Annotated in this window: 18 protein-coding genes; 15 read left to right on the top strand and 3 right to left on the bottom strand. The window is 69.5% G+C overall.

Annotation, left to right across the window (positions count from 1 at the left end; all coding sequences use genetic code 11):
• Positions 1 to 10 precede the first annotated feature (10 nt).
• Positions 11 to 676, bottom strand: coding sequence for a potassium channel family protein (locus ACFYMC_RS07170; RefSeq protein ID WP_388520090.1), 666 nt, complete (start codon positions 674 to 676; stop codon positions 11 to 13).
• Between the two features lie 65 nt (positions 677 to 741).
• Here ACFYMC_RS07170 and ACFYMC_RS07165 point away from each other — a divergent pair, with 65 nt between their 5' ends.
• The gene (locus ACFYMC_RS07165; RefSeq protein ID WP_388520087.1) at positions 742 to 1,302 is read left to right on the top strand and encodes an HIT family protein; all 561 of its coding nucleotides are present in this window, start codon (positions 742 to 744) and stop codon (positions 1,300 to 1,302) included.
• Positions 1,303 to 1,427: 125 nt separating this feature from the next.
• Here ACFYMC_RS07165 and ACFYMC_RS07160 read toward each other — a convergent pair whose 3' ends face one another.
• Together ACFYMC_RS07160 and ACFYMC_RS07155 are read right to left on the bottom strand one after the other, a co-directional pair.
• Positions 1,428 to 3,083: a hypothetical protein gene (locus ACFYMC_RS07160; protein WP_388520085.1), complete on the bottom strand. Its 1,656-nt coding sequence runs from the start codon at positions 3,081 to 3,083 to the stop codon at positions 1,428 to 1,430.
• Between the two features lie 200 nt (positions 3,084 to 3,283).
• On the bottom strand, positions 3,284 to 5,500 hold the full coding sequence (locus tag ACFYMC_RS07155) for an elongation factor G-like protein EF-G2 (RefSeq protein WP_388520082.1): 2,217 nt from the start codon (positions 5,498 to 5,500) through the stop codon (positions 3,284 to 3,286).
• Positions 5,501 to 5,671: 171 nt separating this feature from the next.
• On the opposite strand from ACFYMC_RS07155, the gene pgsA reads away from it, so the two are divergent.
• The 14 genes from pgsA (at position 5,672) to ACFYMC_RS07085 (ending at position 18,310) form a co-directional block, all read left to right on the top strand.
• On the top strand, positions 5,672 to 6,424 hold the full coding sequence (pgsA, locus tag ACFYMC_RS07150; RefSeq protein ID WP_388520373.1) for a phosphatidylinositol phosphate synthase: 753 nt from the start codon (positions 5,672 to 5,674) through the stop codon (positions 6,422 to 6,424).
• Positions 6,424 to 7,338 (top strand): phosphatidylinositol mannoside acyltransferase, encoded by a 915-nt coding sequence (locus ACFYMC_RS07145; protein ID WP_388520079.1) that lies wholly within the window; start codon positions 6,424 to 6,426, stop codon positions 7,336 to 7,338. The genes pgsA and ACFYMC_RS07145 overlap by 1 nt, the downstream gene beginning before the upstream one ends.
• Positions 7,335 to 8,522, top strand: a complete 1,188-nt coding sequence (locus ACFYMC_RS07140; protein ID WP_388520076.1) for a glycosyltransferase family 4 protein — start codon at positions 7,335 to 7,337, stop codon at positions 8,520 to 8,522. Before ACFYMC_RS07145 ends, ACFYMC_RS07140 begins: the two co-directional genes overlap by 4 nt.
• A gap of 98 nt (positions 8,523 to 8,620) precedes the next feature.
• Entirely contained in the window at positions 8,621 to 9,166 is a 546-nt protein-coding gene (locus tag ACFYMC_RS07135) for a hypothetical protein (RefSeq protein WP_388520073.1), read from the top strand.
• 97 nt (positions 9,167 to 9,263) lie between these two features.
• Entirely contained in the window at positions 9,264 to 10,181 is a 918-nt protein-coding gene (gene pdxS, locus ACFYMC_RS07130) for a pyridoxal 5'-phosphate synthase lyase subunit PdxS (RefSeq protein ID WP_388520071.1), read from the top strand.
• A gap of 12 nt (positions 10,182 to 10,193) precedes the next feature.
• Positions 10,194 to 10,787, top strand: a complete 594-nt coding sequence (pdxT, locus tag ACFYMC_RS07125; RefSeq protein WP_388520067.1) for a pyridoxal 5'-phosphate synthase glutaminase subunit PdxT — start codon at positions 10,194 to 10,196, stop codon at positions 10,785 to 10,787.
• Positions 10,788 to 10,909: 122 nt separating this feature from the next.
• Positions 10,910 to 11,662, top strand: coding sequence for a YebC/PmpR family DNA-binding transcriptional regulator (locus tag ACFYMC_RS07120; protein WP_388520065.1), 753 nt, complete (start codon positions 10,910 to 10,912; stop codon positions 11,660 to 11,662).
• Positions 11,663 to 11,821: 159 nt separating this feature from the next.
• Positions 11,822 to 12,379 carry a crossover junction endodeoxyribonuclease RuvC gene (ruvC, locus tag ACFYMC_RS07115; RefSeq protein ID WP_388520062.1) on the top strand — a complete coding sequence of 186 codons (558 nt, stop codon included), beginning with the start codon at positions 11,822 to 11,824 and terminating at the stop codon, positions 12,377 to 12,379.
• Positions 12,376 to 13,008, top strand: a complete 633-nt coding sequence (gene ruvA, locus ACFYMC_RS07110; protein WP_388520059.1) for a Holliday junction branch migration protein RuvA — start codon at positions 12,376 to 12,378, stop codon at positions 13,006 to 13,008. Before ruvC ends, ruvA begins: the two co-directional genes overlap by 4 nt.
• Positions 13,009 to 13,062: 54 nt before the next feature.
• Complete coding sequence (ruvB, locus tag ACFYMC_RS07105) at positions 13,063 to 14,151, top strand: Holliday junction branch migration DNA helicase RuvB (protein ID WP_388520056.1); 1,089 nt, start codon at positions 13,063 to 13,065, stop codon at positions 14,149 to 14,151.
• A gap of 165 nt (positions 14,152 to 14,316) precedes the next feature.
• On the top strand, positions 14,317 to 14,781 hold the full coding sequence (yajC, locus tag ACFYMC_RS07100) for a preprotein translocase subunit YajC (protein ID WP_388520053.1): 465 nt from the start codon (positions 14,317 to 14,319) through the stop codon (positions 14,779 to 14,781).
• Between the two features lie 142 nt (positions 14,782 to 14,923).
• Entirely contained in the window at positions 14,924 to 16,669 is a 1,746-nt protein-coding gene (gene secD, locus ACFYMC_RS07095; RefSeq protein WP_388520050.1) for a protein translocase subunit SecD, read from the top strand.
• Between the two features lies 1 nt (position 16,670).
• Positions 16,671 to 17,771 (top strand): protein translocase subunit SecF, encoded by a 1,101-nt coding sequence (gene secF, locus ACFYMC_RS07090; RefSeq protein WP_388520047.1) that lies wholly within the window; start codon positions 16,671 to 16,673, stop codon positions 17,769 to 17,771.
• Positions 17,768 to 18,310, top strand: coding sequence for an adenine phosphoribosyltransferase (locus ACFYMC_RS07085; RefSeq protein WP_388520045.1), 543 nt, complete (start codon positions 17,768 to 17,770; stop codon positions 18,308 to 18,310). The genes secF and ACFYMC_RS07085 overlap by 4 nt, the downstream gene beginning before the upstream one ends.
• Positions 18,311 to 18,401: the final 91 nt, after the last annotated feature.

Raw genomic sequence — 18,401 nt, 5'->3', positions numbered from 1 at the left:
CCGGGGAGTTTCACATCCCCGGGGGCCCCTCCTCGTCCTCCCGCCGGAAGATCTGCAACAGCCAGGAGGAGAACGATCCGGTGATGGCGCCGAGCAGTGCCACACCACAGATCATCAGCCCCACGGCGATGATCCGGCCCTCCGGAGTCACCGGTGTGACATCGCCGTAGCCCACGGTTGTCAGTGTCGCAGCCACGCACCAGAGGGCGTCCCCGAAGGTATGGATCGTCGTGTCGGGCGCACCGCGCTCGTGCCGGTAGAGGGTCAGGGCGCCGGCGAAGCCGAGCAGAGCCGCCGACAGTCCCGCGTACGTGATCACTCGCGCGTGCAGACTCAGTCTGGGCTGGTCGGCATGGCGCTGGATGATCAGGTAGACCTCTACCAGCCGCAGTGGGCGCAATAGCGGGAGCACCAGGACCAGGGTGTCGAGCCAGTGGGTACGTACGAAACGCAATGGGCGGGCTCCACTGACGAGGAGCCGTCCCAGGTAGTCGATCACGAAGGCCGTCCAGATCGACACCAGCAGCACCGTTGCGACGTTCCGTAGGCTCTCGGCGGATCGAGGGACGAGCACGAGTACCGCATAGGCAGCCAGGAAGACCAGTGAGGCGAAGAAGAGAGGGAGCTCGGTCCGCTGCTCCCAGCGCGTCTCCCGGGTGTTCGCGTTCTCGTGCATCCGACCAGGATCGCCGCTCGTGGCCGTCTCCTCGCCCCGCCGACACGCCATGAGGGCGAAGCCATATGCTGCATCACATGACGATTGAGCCGGAGCAGCAGACCGGCGTGGGGACGCAGGATGCGTTCCAGCGCCTTTGGACGCCCCACCGGATGGCGTACATCCAAGGGGAGAACAAGCCGACCGGCCCGGACGCCGGGGACGGCTGTCCCTTCTGCGGCATTCCGGAGATGACCGATGAGGACGGGCTGATCGTGGCCCGCGGACGTCACGTGTACGCGGTGCTCAACCTCTATCCGTACAACGGCGGACACCTCATGGTCGTCCCCTACCGACACGTGGCCGACTACACGGACCTCGACGCGGCCGAGACGCTGGAGCTCGCGGAGCTCACCAAGCGCGGCATGACCGCGCTGCGCAAGGCCTCCGGTGCGCACGGGTTCAACATCGGCATGAACCAGGGGGCGGCGGCCGGCGCCGGGATCGCGGCACACCTGCACCAGCACATCGTGCCGCGTTGGGGCGGGGACACGAACTTCATGCCGGTGATCGGGCACACCCGGGTACTGCCGCAACTGCTCGCCGACACACGGCAGATGCTCGCGGAGGTCTGGCCCAGCAACTGAGGGCCCGGCCCACCCGCGCGGTGCCCGCGCAGCCCAGGGCCATCGGTCGGGCGTCGGAGCACGACAACGGATCCGGCCGGGATCCGGCCACCTCGGGCAGGTCCGCTACCCCAACCGGACCGCCGTCAGGCGTCGTACGCGTCGGCCCGCCGAGGAGCCGGGTCCTGGACTGCGCCGCTGACGATCAGCGAACGGTTGGTGAAGCGGTCGGTGTCCACGCCGTTCTCCTCCAGTACCTTCATCGCGGCCTCGTGCACCACCCGAAGCACCGGAGTGACGGCGCGCAGCGCGTCGTCGGCCATGAAGCGGTGGCGCCAGGGCGGCCCCGCCCACACGTGCCGCAGCCCGAACGGCTCGGGCAGCACCAACTTGCCGCCGAGGAAGTCCAAGATGGGCGGGAACCAGGTCAGTGGAGCCCGGGCGGCCAGCCGGACGACCTCTTTGGCGTCCACCAGCGGCAGGGTGCGCTCCCTGGACTCCCAGAACTTGACCGCCTTGGCCACCGACACGGTCTTGGGCGAGGACTTCGTGGTGAACAGGCCGTGGACCGGGCCCAGGGCATGCGCGGTGACCTCGATGCGCAAGGTCTGGTAGAGGACCGTCACGGTGACCATCATGGTCAGGACGAGCTGCCCGTCCCACAACGCGAACTGGATTCCGAGGTAGTGGCGGTTGCCGGCGCTGAACTGCTGCTCGTTGCAGATCCGCGCTATCTCGTGCCCCTTGATCTGGAAGGCCTCGACGTCCTCACCGCTGGGCCGGGAGACCTCCTTGGCGCCCTCGCCCACCGGAGTGACGATCCAGTGCTTGATCGAGGGCTTGGGGAACCCACCGGTGTGCAGCGGCCCGCGCTCGATCATGCGGAGCTGGTCGTGGATGACCTTGATGACGTCCCAGCTACGGAAGGGATGGATCTCGGTGCCGGGAGTGCGGGGGAGGAGTTCCTCGGCGAGTTGCCAGCTTCCCCAACGGGAACCCATGCCGAGTATGCCCTTGGGGCCGGCGTAGAAGACGCTGTTGCTCTGGTCTTCGGCGGTGAGCTTGATCAGTTGCTGGCGCAGTGCCTCGGCCGCGGTCTCGCCGGGGTCGTGCGGAACCGCCTCGGGGATCTTGGCGGCCACCGCGCCACCGGAGAGCAGTCCGTCCCAGCGGGCGCGCAGGTCGACGGCAGTGGACTCACACACCCGCATGGCCAAGTACCAGCCGGCCACGGGAGCGACGATCATGCCGCGAAGGTAGTAGCCCCAAAAGCCCGTGAGCGGGAGTTTCACCAGGGCGACCACCGCGATCAGGCCGAGGCCGATCAGCAGGGCGCTGCCGAACGCCCCCGCCCGTTTGCGTTGGGACCCGGCGAGCGTGCGGCGCAGCTGGAAGGCGGCGAGCCAGAGCAGTAGCCCCGGCAGGAAGAGGAGTCCGCAGGTCACCATCAAGGCGGTGAGCTTGGTGTCGCGCTCCTTGCGGATGCGGCTGGCGGCGAGGCAGTGCTCGACGACCACCTGCGGCTCCAGGCCGAAGGACTGGATCACCGGCGCTCGCCCCGGGGCGAGCATCCGGTTCTGGACGGCCCGGGCGAACGCCTCACCCAGATTGGGTTCGAAGAGGGACAGGCGGCCCTTCTTGATCGAGGATTCCTGCCACTCGTTGTTGGCTTCGAGGATCTTCTTGAGCTCGGAGTCACGGTAGGCCGCCGAGGCCAGTGCATTGGTTGCCGCGGTCTGTCCCGAAGAGCCCTGGAGCGGGATCTGTGCTCCAGGCCTGAAGTCGAATACGTCGTCCGCCACCGCTGCCCCCATCGCCGCGCCCGACCCTGTCTGCGCTGTTCCCCGCTGCCCCACACGGCACACCTGTGGCGCCCTCTCGGCACACCTGTGCCCAGCGTAGCCGTGCTGCGGCCCCCTGGGAGATATGACCGGCAAAAGCCGCCCGCCGCAACAGGGTTGGGGCGGGCGGCTCGAATGTGCGCGAGTGGTCAGCCGGCGGGTCAGGCGGCCTTGCCGTCCTGCGCGCGCACGCGGTCGGCCACGTTCGCAGGCATCGGCTCGTGGCGGGCATAGTGGCGCTCGAAGCGGCCCGTGCCGTGGGAGACCGACCTCAGTTCCACGGCGTAACGGCCGATTTCGATCTCGGGGATCTCGGCCCGCACCAAAGTCCTTCCCCCGTTGGCCTGTTCGGTGCCGACCACACGGCCACGACGGGAGGAGAGGTCGCTCATGACCGGCCCCACGTACTCGTCGGGCACCAGTACGGAGAGTTCGGCGACCGGCTCCAGCAGGTTGATCTCGGCGTCCCCGGCGGCCTCGCGCAGGGCGAGGGCTCCCGCGGTCTGGAAGGCGGCGTCGGAGGAGTCCACCGAGTGGGCCTTTCCGTCCAGCAGGGTGACGCGCACGTCCACCAACGGGTACCCGGCGGCCACCCCGCGCGCGGCCTGGGCCCTGATGCCCTTCTCCACGGACGGGATGAACTGTCTGGGCACCGCGCCGCCGACCACCTTGTCGACGAACTCGATGCCGCTGCCCGGGGGCAGTGGCTCGACCTCGATCTCGCAGATGGCGAACTGCCCGTGGCCCCCGGACTGTTTGACGTGCCGGCCGCGCCCGGTGGACCGGCTGCCGAAGGTCTCCCGCAGCGGCACCTTGTGGGGTACGACGTCCACCTGGACCCCGTAGCGGCTGCGCAACCGATCCAGGGCCACCTCGCGGTGGGCTTCGCCCAGGCACCACAGGACGACCTGGTGGGTGTCGGGATTCTGCTCCAGGCGCATCGTGGGGTCCTCGGCGACCAGCCTGGCCAGGCCGTGGGAGAGTTTGTCCTCGTCGGCCTTGCTGTGTGCCTCGATGGCCAACGGGAGCAGGGGGTCGGGCATCACCCAGGGCTCCATGAGCAGGGGTGCGTCCTTGGCGGAGAGGGTGTCACCGGTCTCGGCGCGGCCGAGCTTGGCCACGCTGGCGAGGTCGCCGGCGATGCATTTGCCCAGGATGCGCTGCTGTTTGCCGAAGGGGGCCGAGAGCGCCCCGATGCGTTCGTCGGACTCGTGCAGGTCCTCGTCGTCGGGGGCGTGGTCGGTCGAGCCGTGCCCGCACACGTGAACGGTCTCCTCGGGGCGCAGGGTCCCGGAGAAGACGCGCACCAGCGAGACCCGCCCGACGTACGGGTCGGAGGAGGTCTTGACGACCTCCGCGACCAGGGGCCCGTCGGGGTCGCAGACGACGTCCGGCCGGCTGGCGCCCTGGGGCGTGGTGACGGCGAAGGTGCCGTGCTCCAAAGGAGTGGGGAAGCCGCGGGTGATCAGTTCGAGGAGTTCGACGGTGCCCAGTCCCTGACGGGAGCCTTCCGCGGCGGGCGCCGCCATCAGCACCGGGTGGAAAGTCCCTCGGGCGACAGCCTGCTCCAGGTCCTCGACGAGGGTCTTGACGTCGATTTCCTCGCCGGCCAAGTAGCGGTCCATGAGGGATTCGTCCTCGCCCTCGGCGATGATCCCCTCGATCAGCCGGTTGCGGGCGTCATCGATCAGGTCGAGTTCTCCGCCTTCCGGGTCGCGTTCGACCCGCTCGCCCGAGGAATAGTCGAACACCTTCCGTGACAGCAACCCCAGCAGCCCGAGGACCGGGGAGTGGCCGTCGGCGCCGGGCGTGCCGTAGAGCGGGAGGTAGAGCGGCAGTACGGCGTCCGGGTCGTCGGCGGCGAAGGTGGTTCCGCAGACAGCGGCCATCTGTGCGTAGTCGGCCCGGGACGCCTCCAAATGGGTGACGACGATCGCTCGTGGCATGCCAACGGCAGCACACTCGTCCCACAGGACGCGGGTGGCACCGCCGAGTCCCTCGGCCCCGTCACCCGCCGAGACCACGAACAGGGCCGCGTCCGCCGCGCGCAGACCCGCGCGCAGTTCACCCACGAAGTCGGCGTACCCGGGTGTGTCCAGGATGTTGACCTTGATGCCGGCCCATTCCACCGGGACCAGCGAGAGCTGTACGGAACGTTGCTGGCGGTGTTCGATCTCGTCGTAGTCCGAGACGGTGGCGCCGTCCTCGACCCGGCCGGCGCGGGTGATGGCGCCCGCCGTCAAGGCGAGGGCCTCGACCAGCGTCGTCTTGCCGGATCCGGTATGGCCAACCAGCACCACGTTGCGGATGGAAGCGGGGCGGTCGGCCGACAGTGCCCTGCCGGCGGCTCCGGGGTGTGTGCTTGCCTTGTCGCCCATGTCTGTGTGGCCTCCCTGTTCCTTGCACGGTGAGGAGGGGGCGCGGACCCCGGGGGAGCTGCCGTGTGGAGAGGCGAAGGCCCCGGCGGCGCCCGCGGTCATTCGAGCTTGGCACCGAGGTCACGTTGCGTCCATACGTCGTACGTGTCGCGAACCGGTGGGTACCCGACGATGGAGCGGACGGGCGCTGGCTACCATGGGCCAGCCGGTGGCCGCTGTGGCCGTGCGGCCCAGCTACCCCCCGGGAAGGCCATGCTGAACAAGTACGCGCGTGCATTCTTCACGCGTGTTCTCACGCCGTTCGCCGCGTTTCTCCTCCGGCGGGGGGTGAGCCCGGACGCTGTCACGCTGGTCGGCACGGCCGGTGTGGTGGCGGGTGCTCTGGTCTTCTTCCCCCGGGGTGAGTTCTTCTGGGGCACGATCACGATCACCCTCTTCGTCTTCTCCGACCTGGTGGACGGGAACATGGCCCGCCAGGCCGGCTCCTCAAGCCGGTGGGGCGCGTTCCTCGACTCGACGTTGGACCGGGTCGCCGACGCCGCCATCTTCGGCGGACTGGCGCTCTGGTACGCGGGCCTGGGCGACAACGAGATGCTGTGCGCCGTGGCGATTTTCTGCCTGGCCAGCGGGCAGGTCGTCTCCTACACCAAGGCCCGCGGCGAGTCGATCGGCCTACCCGTCGCCGTCAACGGGCTGATCGAGCGGGCCGAGCGGCTGGTCATCACCCTGGTCGCGGCCGGCCTGTCGGGCCTGGAGGCGTTCGGTGTGCCCGGCTGGATCGGGGTGCTGCTGCCCGTCGCCCTGTGGGTGGTGGCCGTCGGGTCGCTGGTCACGCTCGTCCAACGGGTGGTCACGGTGCGTCGTGAGTCCGCCGAGGCGGACGCGGCGGCCGAGGCCGCTGACACCGGGACCGGGGCCTGCTGATGCGCGAGCGGGTGGCTGACGCCCTGTACGGGCTGGGTTGGAGCGCCGTGAAGAAGCTCCCGGAGCCTGTGGTCGCCCGCCTGGGGCGGAGGATCGCGGACACCGCGTGGAAACGGCGCGGCGCCAGCGTGCAGCGCCTGGAGGCGAACCTGGCCCGGGTGGTCCCCGAGGCCGGCCCCGCACAGCTGCGGGAGCTGTCCAAGGCCGGGATGCGCTCATATATGCGCTACTGGATGGAGTCCTTCCGGCTGCCCACCTGGACACCGGACCGCATCCGCGAAGGCATCGAGATCAAGGGTGAGCACCACCTGCACGACGGTCTGGCTCAGGGGCGCGGGGTGATCGTCGCGCTGCCGCACCTCGCCAACTGGGACCTGGCGGGCGCCTGGGTCACCTCCTACCTCCAGGTGCCCTTCGCCACCGTCGCCGAACGGTTGAAGCCGGAGTCCCTCTTCGATCGCTTCGTGGCGTACCGCGAGAGCCTGGGCATGGAGGTGCTGCCGCACAACGGAGGCGCCGCCTTCGGCGTTCTGGCCCGGCGGCTACGGTCGGGCGGGCTGATCTGCCTGGTCGCCGACCGTGACCTGTCGGCTTCTGGTGTCAAGGTGGACTTCTTCGGCGCCGCGGCCCGGATGCCGGCCGGCCCGGCGCTGCTCGCGCAGCAGACCGGGGCGCAGTTGCTGCCGGTCACGCTCTGGTACGAGGGGCCCGTCATGAAGGGTGAGGTCCACCCGCCCGTGCCGGTACCGGCCGAGGGCACCCGCAAGGAGAAGGCCACACGGATGACCCAGGACCTCGCGGACGTCTTCGCCGCGGGCATCGCCGAACACCCCACCGACTGGCACATGCTCCAGCGGCTGTGGCTGGATGATCTGGAACCGCGCGACCCGCGCCCCGAGGAGCGTGCGGCATGAAGATCGGCATCGTGTGCCCTTACTCCTGGGACGTGCCGGGAGGAGTGCAGTTCCACATCCGGGACCTCGCCGAGCACCTGATCGCGCTCGGGCACCGGGTCTCGGTCCTCGCGCCGGCGGACGAGGACACCCCGCTGCCGCCCTACGTGGTGTCCGCCGGGCGGGCGGTGCCGGTTCCCTACAACGGTTCCGTGGCCCGGCTGAACTTCGGCTTCCTCTCCGCGGCCAGAGTCCGGCGTTGGCTCCACGAGGGCACCTTCGACGTGATCCACATCCACGAGCCGGCCTCGCCCTCGCTCGGACTGTTGTCCTGCTGGGCCGCGCAGGGGCCGATCGTGGCCACCTTCCACACCTCCAACCCGCGGTCCCGGGCCATGATCGCCGCCTATCCGATCCTCCAACCCGCGCTGGAGAAGATCAGCGCCCGGATCGCGGTGAGCGAGTACGCCCGGCGGACCCTGGTCGAACACCTCGGTGGCGATGCGGTGGTGATCCCCAACGGGGTCGACGTGGACTTCTTCGCCAAGGCCGACCCCAAGGCCGAATGGCAGGGCGGGCGCGGCGGACCTGGGGAGTCCGGGCCGACGCTCGGCTTCATCGGCCGGATCGACGAACCCCGCAAGGGCCTACCGGTCCTCATGGCGGCCTTCCCGAAGATCGTGGCCGCCTTCCCGGAGGTACGTCTGCTGGTTGCCGGGCGGGGCGACGAGCAGGAAGCCGTCGCCTCGCTGCCCGCCACGATGCGCGAGCGCGTCGAGTTCCTCGGCATGGTCAGCGGCGAGGACAAGGCAAGGCTGCTGCGCAGCGTGGACGTGTACGTTGCGCCCAACACCGGCGGTGAGAGCTTCGGGATCATCCTGGTGGAGGCGATGTCCGCGGGCGCCCCTGTTCTGGCAGCGGACCTCGATGCCTTCGTCCAGGTCCTGGACCGTGGTGCGGCCGGCGAACTGTTCGCCAACGAGGACGCCGACGCGCTCGCCGAGGCGGCCGTCCGGCTGCTGGGCGACCCTTCCCGTCGAGCCGAGCTGAGCGCCCGGGGCAGCACCCATGTACGGCGCTTCGACTGGTCCACGGTCGGTGCGGACATCCTCGCCGTGTACGAGACCGTGACGGACGGTGCGGCATCGGTGGCCGCGGACGAGCGGGTGGGACTGCGGGCCCGGCTGGGGCTGTCCCGCGACTGAGTCGGCGGCGTCTGTGAGCCGCACGGCAGTGGGGCGCAGGGAGCGGACTCCCCAGGTCCGTGCCGCCGGCGGTACGGGTTTCGGTAGAGTCGCGGCCCGTGATCGAAACCCTCGTCTGGATCGCGGTCGGACTCCTCGCCGTCGCCCTCTACCTCAGCTGGACCGCCGGGCGGCTGGACCGGCTGCACACCCGGATCGACGCCGCCCGTGCGGCCCTGGACGCCCAACTGGTCCGGCGAGCCTCGGTGGCGCTGGAACTGGCGACATCCGGGGTGCTTGATCCCGCTGCCTCGATCGTGCTCTACGAGGCCGCGCACGCGGCCCGGCTGGCACCGGAGGACCAGCGGGAGGTCGCCGAGAGCGAGCTGAGCCAGGCGCTGCGCGCAGTCTTCGGCGACGCCGACCAGGTCGGGGCCGTCAAGGCCGCTCCTGGAGGTGAGGAAGCGGCAGGCGAGCTGGCCGCCGCGGTACGGCGGGTGCCGATGGCCCGTAGGTTCCACAACGATGCGGTACGGGCCGCGAGGGCCCTGCGCACGCACCGCAAGGTGCGGTGGTTTCGGCTGGCCGGCCATGCGCCGTTCCCGCTCGCGTTCGAGATGGACGACGAACCGCCGGTGGCGCTGGCAGATCGCCCCGGCAGTTGAAAGGGGCCACTGGCTTACTATTGGCCCTTGCAGTGGACTGCTTGCCGGAGGTTTGCTCCTCGCAGCAGTACCCGTCTTCGTCGAGTGAGGTCAATCCGTGAGCACGCTTCCCACCACCCCGCAGTCCGACGCCCCGGCGACCGGCACCGCGCGCGTCAAGCGCGGCATGGCCGAGCAGCTCAAGGGCGGCGTGATCATGGACGTCGTCAACGCCGAGCAGGCGAAGATCGCCGAGGACGCCGGCGCCGTGGCCGTCATGGCCCTGGAGCGGGTTCCGGCGGACATCCGCAAGGACGGCGGAGTGGCCCGGATGTCCGACCCGAACATGATCGAGGAGATCATCGGCGCGGTTTCCATCCCCGTGATGGCCAAGTCCCGCATCGGTCACTTCGTCGAGGCCCAGGTCCTGCAGTCGCTCGGCGTGGACTACATCGACGAGTCCGAGGTGCTCACCCCGGCTGACGAGGTCAACCACTCCGACAAGTGGGCCTTCACCACCCCGTTCGTGTGCGGGGCCACCAACCTGGGCGAGGCGCTGCGTCGTATCGCCGAGGGCGCGGCCATGATCCGCTCCAAGGGCGAGGCCGGCACCGGCAACGTCGTCGAGGCGGTCCGCCACCTGCGCCAGATCAAGAACGAGATCGCCAAGCTGCGCGGCTTCGACAACAACGAGCTCTACGCCGCCGCGAAGGAGCTGCGCGCCCCCTACGAGCTGGTCAAGGAAGTCTCCGAGCTCGGCAAGCTCCCCGTGGTGCTGTTCTCCGCCGGTGGCGTCGCCACCCCGGCGGACGCCGCGTTGATGCGCCAGCTGGGTGCCGAGGGCGTCTTCGTCGGCTCGGGCATCTTCAAGTCCGGTGACCCGGCCAAGCGCGCCGCCGCCATCGTGAAGGCCACCACCTTCTACGACGACCCGAAGATCATCGCGGATGCCTCCCGCAACCTGGGCGAGGCCATGGTCGGCATCAACTGCGACACCCTGCCCGAGACCGAGCGCTACGCCAACCGTGGCTGGTAAGGCGCAGCGACGATGAACAAACCCCCCGTCATCGGTGTCCTGGCCCTCCAGGGCGACGTACGGGAGCACCTGATCGCCCTGGCCGCGGCGGACGCCGTGGCCAGGCCGGTCCGGCGCCCCGAGGAGCTCGCCGAGGTCGACGCCCTGGTGATCCCCGGTGGTGAGTCCACGACGATGTCGAAGCTCGCCGTGCTGTTCGGCATGTTGGAGCCGCTGCGCGAGCGGGTCCGCACCGGCATGCCCGTCTACGGAACCTGCGCGGGCATGATCATGCTGGCGGACAAGCTCCTGGACGGCCGCGAGGACCAGGAGACGCTCGGCGGCATCGACATGATCGTGCGCCGCAACGCCTTCGGACGACAGAACGAGTCCTTCGAGGCGGCCGTGGAGTTCGCGGGAATTGACGGCGGCCCGGTCGAGGGCGTCTTCATTCGGGCCCCCTGGGTGGAGTCGGTGGGAGCCAGCGCGCAGGTACTGGCCAGCTACGACGGACACACCGTTGCCGTCCGGCAGGGCCAGGTCCTGGCCACGTCCTTCCATCCCGAGTTGACCGGCGACGACCGGGTGCACGCCTACTTCGTCGACATGGTGCGCGCCGCCCGCTGAGCTCCGTCACCGGTTCCGGTGCCGCATCTGCGGTCGGGAGGCCGGGTCCTGACTCGGGGTCCCGACCGGACCCCGGTAGGATCTGAGACGAACACTGTTGGTTACGCGAAGGAGACAGGCGGATGTCCGGCCACTCTAAATGGGCTACGACGAAGCACAAGAAGGCCGTGATCGATGCCAAGCGCGGCAAGCTCTTCGCGAAGCTGATCAAGAACATCGAGGTCGCGGCCCGTACCGGCGGCGCTGACCTGGACGGCAACCCGACGCTCTTCGACGCCGTCCAGAAGGCCAAGAAGCAGTCCGTCCCCAACAAGAACATCGACTCCGCGCTCAAGCGCGGTGCGGGACTTGAGGCGGGCGGCGCCGACTACGAGACGATCATGTACGAGGGCTACGGTCCCAACGGTGTGGCGGTACTCATCGAGTGCCTGACCGACAACCGCAACCGTGCCGCCTCCGACGTCCGGGTCGCCATGACCCGCAATGGCGGTTCGATGGCCGACCCGGGGTCGGTTTCGTACCTCTTCAACCGCAAGGGCGTCGTGGTCCTGCCCAAAGGCGAGCTCACTGAGGACGATGTCCTCGGTGCCGTGCTCGACGCGGGTGCCGAGGAGGTCAACGACCTCGGCGAGAGCTTCGAGATCATCAGTGAGGCCACCGACCTGGTCGCGGTCCGCACCTCGCTCCAGGAAGCCGGCATCGACTACGACTCCGCCGAGGCCAACTTCGTCCCGACCATGCAGGTCGAGCTCGACGAGGAAGGCGCGCGGAAGATCTTCAAGCTGATCGACGTGCTGGAGGACAGCGACGACGTCCAGAACGTCTTCGCGAACTTCGACGTCAGCGACGAGGTCATGGAGAAGGTCGACGCCTGATCCGCTTCAGTACCCACGGGCCGACGGGGCATCCCGTCGGCCCGTCGGCGTTCGTGGAGCCTTGCGCCGCACGGCATATGACGCTCCGGCGCCGCCTGGTCGGTCACTGTCGGTGGTACCCGATAGCCTGCACAAACAGATGAACGAAGGAGGTGCGGGGTGCGCGTGCTCGGCGTGGACCCGGGGCTGACCCGGTGTGGGGTCGGCGTGGTCGAGGGGGTGGCCGGCCGCCCCCTGACAATGCTGGGGGTCGGGGTGGTACGGACCCCGGCGGATGCCGACATCGGTGAGCGACTGGTCGAGATCGAGCGCGGCATCGAGTCGTGGTTGGACGCACACAGCCCCGAACTGGTCGCGGTGGAGCGGGTGTTCAGCCAGCACAATGTGCGGACCGTCATGGGCACCGCGCAGGCCAGCGCCGTTGCCATGCTCTGTGCGTCCCGCCGCGGGATCCCGGTCGCCCTGCACACTCCGAGCGAGGTCAAGGCCGCCGTCACCGGTACCGGCCGGGCTGACAAGGCGCAGGTCGGGGCCATGGTCACCCGCCTATTGCGCCTGGACACCCCGCCCAAGCCGGCCGACGCCGCGGATGCGCTCGCCCTCGCCATCTGCCACATCTGGCGGGCGCCCGCCCAGAACCGCCTCCAACAGGCCGTCGCCGCGCAGGCCGCCCTCACCCGGGCGCGCGCGGGCACCACGAAAGGTCGTACCGCATGATCGCCTTCGTCAGCGGCCCAGTGGCCGCGCTGGCCCCCACGACCGCAGTGATCGAGGTCGGCGGGGTGGGCCTCCTCGTCCAGTGCGCGCCCAACACCCTCTCCGGCTTGCGGATCGGTGTCGAGGCCCGGCTCGCCACCTCCCTGGTGGTGCGTGAGGACGCGCTCACCCTGTACGGCTTCGCCGACGAGGACGAGCGGCAGGTCTTCGAGCTGCTACAGACCGCCAGCGGGGTGGGTCCCCGGCTCGCCCAGGCCATGCTGGCCGTGCACAGCCCCGATGCCCTGCGTCTGGCCGTTTCCACGGGCGACGAGAAGGCCCTGACCGCGGTTCCGGGAATTGGAAAGAAGGGCGCCCAGAAGCTCCTGTTGGAGCTCCGCGACCGTCTGGGTCAGCCGCTGGGCACAGGTACGGCGGTGGTCGCCCAGCGAGCGGTGGCGAGCGGCCCCGCGCCGTGGACCGAACAACTCCAGGCAGCGCTGATCGGGCTGGGATACGCCAGCCGGGAGGCCGAGGAAGCCGTGACCGCCGTGACCCCGCAGGCCGAGGCCGCCCTCGCACAGGGCGGAGCCGCCCCCGTTCCGCAGCTGCTCCGGGCCGCCCTGCAGACCCTGAACCGGGCCCGCTGACCGGGCCACGCCGCTCCCGCCCCCTCCCACCCCTGACTGCAAAGGCAGAACCCCGTGAACTGGGACGAGACTCCCCCCGAGGTCACCGAGGCCGGCGCGAGCCTTGACGAGCGCATCGTGGGCTCCGCCGCGGACGGGGAGGACCAGGCGGTCGAGGCCGCCCTGCGCCCCAAGGACCTGGAGGAGTTCGTCGGGCAGGAAAAGGTTCGTCAACAGCTCGACCTCGTGCTCAAGGCCGCCCTGGCCCGTGGAGCCACCGCTGACCACGTCCTTCTCTCCGGTGCCCCCGGGCTCGGCAAGACCACCCTCTCCATGATCATCGCCGCCGAGATGGGCGCCCCGATCCGGATCACTTCGGGGCCGGCCATCCAGCACGCCGGCGATCTCGCGGCGATCCTCTCCTCCCTCCAGGAGGGCGAGGTCCTCTTCCTCGACGAGATCCACCGGATGTCCCGGCCCGCCGAGGAGATGCTGTACATGGCCATGGAGGACTTCCGGGTGGACGTGATCGTCGGCAAGGGCCCGGGCGCCACCGCGATTCCTTTGGAGCTACCGCCCTTCACCCTGGTCGGTGCCACCACCCGGGCCGGCCTGCTGCCCCCGCCGTTGCGCGATCGCTTCGGGTTCACCGGGCACATGGAGTTCTACGTCCCGGCCGAGCTGGAGCGGGTCCTACACCGTTCCGCACGCCTTCTCGACGTCGAGATCGAACCGGCTGGTGCCGCGGAGATCGCTGGCCGGTCTCGGGGCACCCCGCGTATCGCCAACCGCCTGCTGCGCCGGGTGCGCGACTACGCCCAGGTCAAGGCGGACGGCCGAATCACCCGTGAGATCGCTGCCGCGGCACTCGCCGTCTACGAAGTTGACGCACGTGGTCTGGACCGCTTGGACCGGGCCGTGCTGGAAGCTCTGCTCAAGCTCTTCGGCGGCGGCCCGGTGGGGCTGTCCACCCTGGCCGTCGCGGTCGGCGAGGAACGGGAGACCGTCGAGGAGGTCGCCGAGCCGTTCCTGGTCAGGGAGGGGCTGTTGGCCCGAACCCCGAGGGGCCGGATCGCGACCCCCGCGGCGTGGGCGCATCTCGGCCTCACCCCACCTCAGCAGGGTCCGGGAACAAGCGGACAACGAGGCCTCTTCCCGGCGTGACGGCGCGGAGTCTGGCCCGGTCAGGAACCTAAGTGAGATGCTGGGCGTTGTTCCATCGGTGTGGACTCGCCTAGACTCCGCCGATGCCGACCTTGTCAAGGTCGGTGTGCCCACCCCCAAGATCGGCCGCCCTACGGCGCGGTCGTGTGAAGGAAACTCCATCCCGTGGACCCTGTGACTCTCCTCCCGATCATCGTGCTCGTCGGGGCCATGTTCCTGTTGACCCGCTCTGCCAAGAAGAAGCAGCAGCAGGCCGCCCAGATGCGCGACCAGGTTCAGCCCGGTACCGGCATCCGCACGATCGGCGGCATGTACGCCATCGTCAAGGAGGTGCACGAGGACACCGTGCTCCTTGAGGTGGCCGACGGCGTTCACGCGGTGTACGCCAAGAACGCCGTGGGCGCCGTCCTCGACGACGAGGAGTACCAGCGCATCGTCAGCGGCGGCGACCGGGCGATCGACACCCCCGTCGTGCCCGATGACGCCTCCTCGCTGACCGGTGACCCGGTCGCCACCGACGCCGACGCCGAGAAGAAGCTCGACCTCGGCAAGAAGTCGGAGGCCGCGGAGCCGGACGCGGGCGGCGAGAGCACGGACGGCAGGACCGAGGGTGAGGCCGGCGAGAAGTAGGCCAGCAGTCGGGGACCGTGCCGTGCCCACCGGCGCGTGCGGCCCCGGTCCGCGCTACTTCTGCGGGGGAAGGCCCCCATAACACATCGTGGCCGCCCAGCGCACACCCGGCGCGGGCGGTTGGACAGGGAGAATCGACAAGGTGGCAGCACCGAAGAAGGGCCGGAGGCCCACGGGGGCTCAGGGTAGGCCGGGGCGGTCCCTGGTAATGATCCTGATCGCGATGGTGGCGCTCACCGCGGGGATGTTCATCTCCAAGCAGACGACACCGCGACTCGGCATTGACCTCGCCGGCGGTACGAGCATCACGCTGAAGGCGAAGAACGAGCCCGGCAAGCCGAACGCGATCAACGAGACCAACATGAACACCGCGGTCGGCATCATCGAGCGCCGTGTCAACGGTCTGGGCGTCTCGGAAGCCGAGGTCCAGACCCAGGGTCGCGACCACATCATCGTGAACATCCCCAAGGGGACGGACGAGAAGCAGGCCCGCCAGCAGGTCGGCACGACCGCGCAGCTGTACTTCCGTCCCGTCCTCGCCTACGCCCCCGGCGGTCCCGAGGCGCCCGAGCCGACGCCGTCGGCGAGCACCACCGGTAAGCCCGCGGCCGAGGACGGCAAGAAGGATGGCGAAGACGGCGCCAAGGACGACAAGTCCACCGCCACTCCGTCCGCCAGCGCGACCACTCAGGGACGGGCCGTCACCGAGGGCCTCAAGGCCCCCTCGCCCAAGCCCTCCCTGACTCCCGAGGCCTTCAACGAGCCGACCGCGGGTACGGCCGGCGGCAGTGACCTGGAGAAGCAGTTCGCGGCTCTGGACTGCACCAAGGAGGCGCAGCGCGCCACTGCCGGCAAGTCCGCCAAGCCGACGGAGCCCACCGTGGCCTGCGGCAAGCAGGGCGACGTCTGGTCCAAGTGGCTGCTCGGTCCGGCCGAGGTCGAGGGTGTGGACGTCAAGGACGCCAAGGGCGTCCTCGACCCGCAGCGCGGCATCTGGCTCGTGACGATGGACTTCAACGACAAGGGCGCGAAGAAGTTCGCCGACGTCACCGGCAAGCTGGCGAGCAAGCCCTCCCCGCAGAACCAGTTCGCCATCGTCCTCGACGGCGAGGTCGTCTCCGACCCGTCCGTGCGCACGGCGATCACCGGTGGCAACGCCGAGATCTCCGGCAGCTTCAACCAGCAGTCCGCCCAGGACCTCGGCAACATGCTCTCCTACGGCGCGCTGCCGCTGTCCTTCCAGGAGGACAGCGTCACCACGGTCACCGCCGCGCTTGGCGGCGAGCAGCTGCGTGCCGGCCTGATCGCCGGTGCCATCGGGCTCGCACTGGTGATCATCTACCTGGTGGCCTACTACCGGGGCCTGTCCCTGATCGCGATCGTCAGCCTCCTGGTCTCGGCGGTGCTCACCTACACGATCATGGCGCTACTGGGTGCGGCCATCGGCTTCGCACTCAACCTGCCCGCGGTCTGCGGTGCGATCGTGGCGATCGGTATCACGGCGGACTCCTTCATCGTGTACTTCGAGCGCATCCGCGACGAGGTCCGCGAGGGCCGCACCCTGCGCCCGGCCGTGGAGCGGGCCTGGCCGCGTGCCCGTCGCACCATCCTGGTGTCCGACTTCGTGTCCTTCCTGGCCGCCGCGGTGCTGTTCATCGTGACCGTCGGCAAGGTGCAGGGCTTCGCGTTCACGCTCGGCCTGACCACCCTGCTGGACGTGGTGGTGGTGTTCTTGTTCACCAAGCCGGTGATGACGCTGCTCGCCCGGACGAAGTTCTTCGCCGACGGTCACCCGTGGTCCGGACTGGACCCCAAGCGCCTCGGCGCCAAGCCGCCGCTGCGTCGCTCCCGTCGTGCCCCCTCTCTCGTCGACCCGAAGGAGGCGTGAGGTGTCCAAGCTCGGAACTCTCGGCGCCCGCCTGTACCGAGGCGAGGTCGGCTACGACTTCGTCGGCAAGCGCATGGTCTGGTACGCCGTCTCGATCCTGATCACCATCACGGCGATCGTGGCCCTGGCCGTCCAGGGGCTGAACATGGGCATCGAGTTCAAGGGCGGTGCCGTCTTCACCACCCCCAAGACGAACGTCTCGGTCTCCGAAGCCCAGCACCAGGCGGAGGAGGCCTCCGGCCACGCCGCGATCGTGCAGAAGCTCGGCAATGACACGCTGCGCATTCAGATCAGCGAGCTGGACACCGACTCGGCCAACGGCGTCAAGGCGCAGCTGGCCAAGGATCTCGGCTTCAAGGAGCAGGACGTCAACGCCGACCTGGTCGGCCCCAGCTGGGGCTCCCAGATCGCCAACAAGGCCTGGACCGGCCTGGGCGTCTTCATGGTCCTCGTGGTGATCTACCTCGCGATCGCCTTCGAATGGCGGATGGCGGTCGCCGCACTGATCGCCCTCATCCACGACCTGACGATCACCGTGGGTGTCTACGCGCTCGTCGGCTTCGAGGTCACCCCGGGTACGGTGATCGGCCTGCTGACGATCCTCGGTTACTCGCTCTACGACACCGTCGTCGTCTTCGACGGTCTCAAGGAAGCCTCCAAGGACATCACCAAGCAGACCCGCTACACCTACAGCGAGATGGCCAACCGCAGCCTCAACGGCACGCTCGTGCGCTCGATCAACACCACCGTGGTGGCCCTGCTCCCGGTCGCCGGCCTGCTGTTCATCGGCGGAGGCTTCCTCGGCGCGGGCATGCTCAACGACATCTCGCTGTCGCTCTTCGTCGGTCTCGCGGCCGGCGCCTACTCCTCGATCTTCATCGCCACTCCGCTGGTCGCCGACCTGAAGGAGCGCGACCCGAAGATGATCGCCCTGAAGAAGCGGGTGCTCGCCAAGCGGTCCGCCGCTGCGGCCAAGGGGGAGAAGGACGAGGAGGTGGGTGACGGGAACGGCGGTGCCGCCCGTGTGACGGGTCCCGCCGCCGCGGTCGTCGGCCAGCCCGGTCCGACCCGTGGTGCCCGCCCAAGTGGCCGCGGCCGATGACCGAGGCAGTGCGTGAGCTGCTGCTCAGCCGCATCCGTGAGGTGGCGGACTACCCGAAGCCGGGAGTGATGTTCAAGGACATCACTCCCCTGCTGGCCGACCCTGAGGCCTTCGGTGTCCTCACCGAAGCTCTCGCGGAACTGTGCGTGCGCCATGGGGCCACCAAGATCGTCGGGCTTGAGGCCCGCGGCTTCATCCTGGCCGCGCCGGTGGCCGTTCGGTCGGGGATCGGTTTCGTCCCGGTCCGCAAGGCGGGCAAGCTGCCTGGAGCCACGCTGAAGCAGGCCTACGAGCTGGAGTACGGCACCGCTGAGATCGAGGTGCACGCCGAGGACCTGGTGGCTGGCGACCGGGTCATGGTCATCGACGACGTGCTGGCGACCGGGGGCACCGCCGGGGCCTCGCTGGAGCTGATCAGGCGGGCCGGCGCCGACGTCGCCGGAGTGGCGGTGCTGATGGAGCTCGGATTCCTCGGCGGCCGGTCGCGTCTGACCCCTGTCCTGGCCGGGGCTCCGTTGGAGGCCCTGCTGCTGGTCTAGTCGGCTACCGCAACCCCGTGCGCACCAGCGCCCGGAAGAACACCCAGCATGAAACGGCGGGCACCTCGGGATGAACCGGGGTGCCCGCCGG

It is taken from the genome of Streptomyces sp. NPDC006879 (genome assembly GCF_042869595.1).
In the GTDB taxonomy this organism is placed as follows: domain Bacteria; phylum Actinomycetota; class Actinomycetes; order Streptomycetales; family Streptomycetaceae; genus Streptomyces.
The sequence above is the reverse complement of the archived record's forward strand: the minus strand, read 5'-3'. Positions and strand labels throughout refer to the sequence as shown.

Bases quoted from the DNA above. Each gene is read 5' to 3' on its own strand.
- ruvA (WP_388520059.1), top strand. From the start codon at position 12,376: ATGATCGCCTTCGTCAGCGGCCCAGTGGCCGCGCTGGCCCCCACGACC.
- ACFYMC_RS07085 (WP_388520045.1), top strand. From the start codon at position 17,768: ATGACCGAGGCAGTGCGTGAGCTGCTGCTCAGCCGCATCCGTGAGGTG.
- ACFYMC_RS07155 (WP_388520082.1), bottom strand. From the start codon at position 5,500: ATGGGCGACAAGGCAAGCACACACCCCGGAGCCGCCGGCAGGGCACTG.
- ACFYMC_RS07145 (WP_388520079.1), top strand. From the start codon at position 6,424: ATGCGCGAGCGGGTGGCTGACGCCCTGTACGGGCTGGGTTGGAGCGCC.
- ACFYMC_RS07120 (WP_388520065.1), top strand. From the start codon at position 10,910: ATGTCCGGCCACTCTAAATGGGCTACGACGAAGCACAAGAAGGCCGTG.
- pgsA (WP_388520373.1), top strand. From the start codon at position 5,672: ATGGAGCGGACGGGCGCTGGCTACCATGGGCCAGCCGGTGGCCGCTGT.
- ACFYMC_RS07165 (WP_388520087.1), top strand. From the start codon at position 742: ATGCTGCATCACATGACGATTGAGCCGGAGCAGCAGACCGGCGTGGGG.
- ACFYMC_RS07140 (WP_388520076.1), top strand. From the start codon at position 7,335: ATGAAGATCGGCATCGTGTGCCCTTACTCCTGGGACGTGCCGGGAGGA.
- pdxT (WP_388520067.1), top strand. From the start codon at position 10,194: ATGAACAAACCCCCCGTCATCGGTGTCCTGGCCCTCCAGGGCGACGTA.
- ACFYMC_RS07170 (WP_388520090.1), bottom strand. From the start codon at position 676: ATGCACGAGAACGCGAACACCCGGGAGACGCGCTGGGAGCAGCGGACC.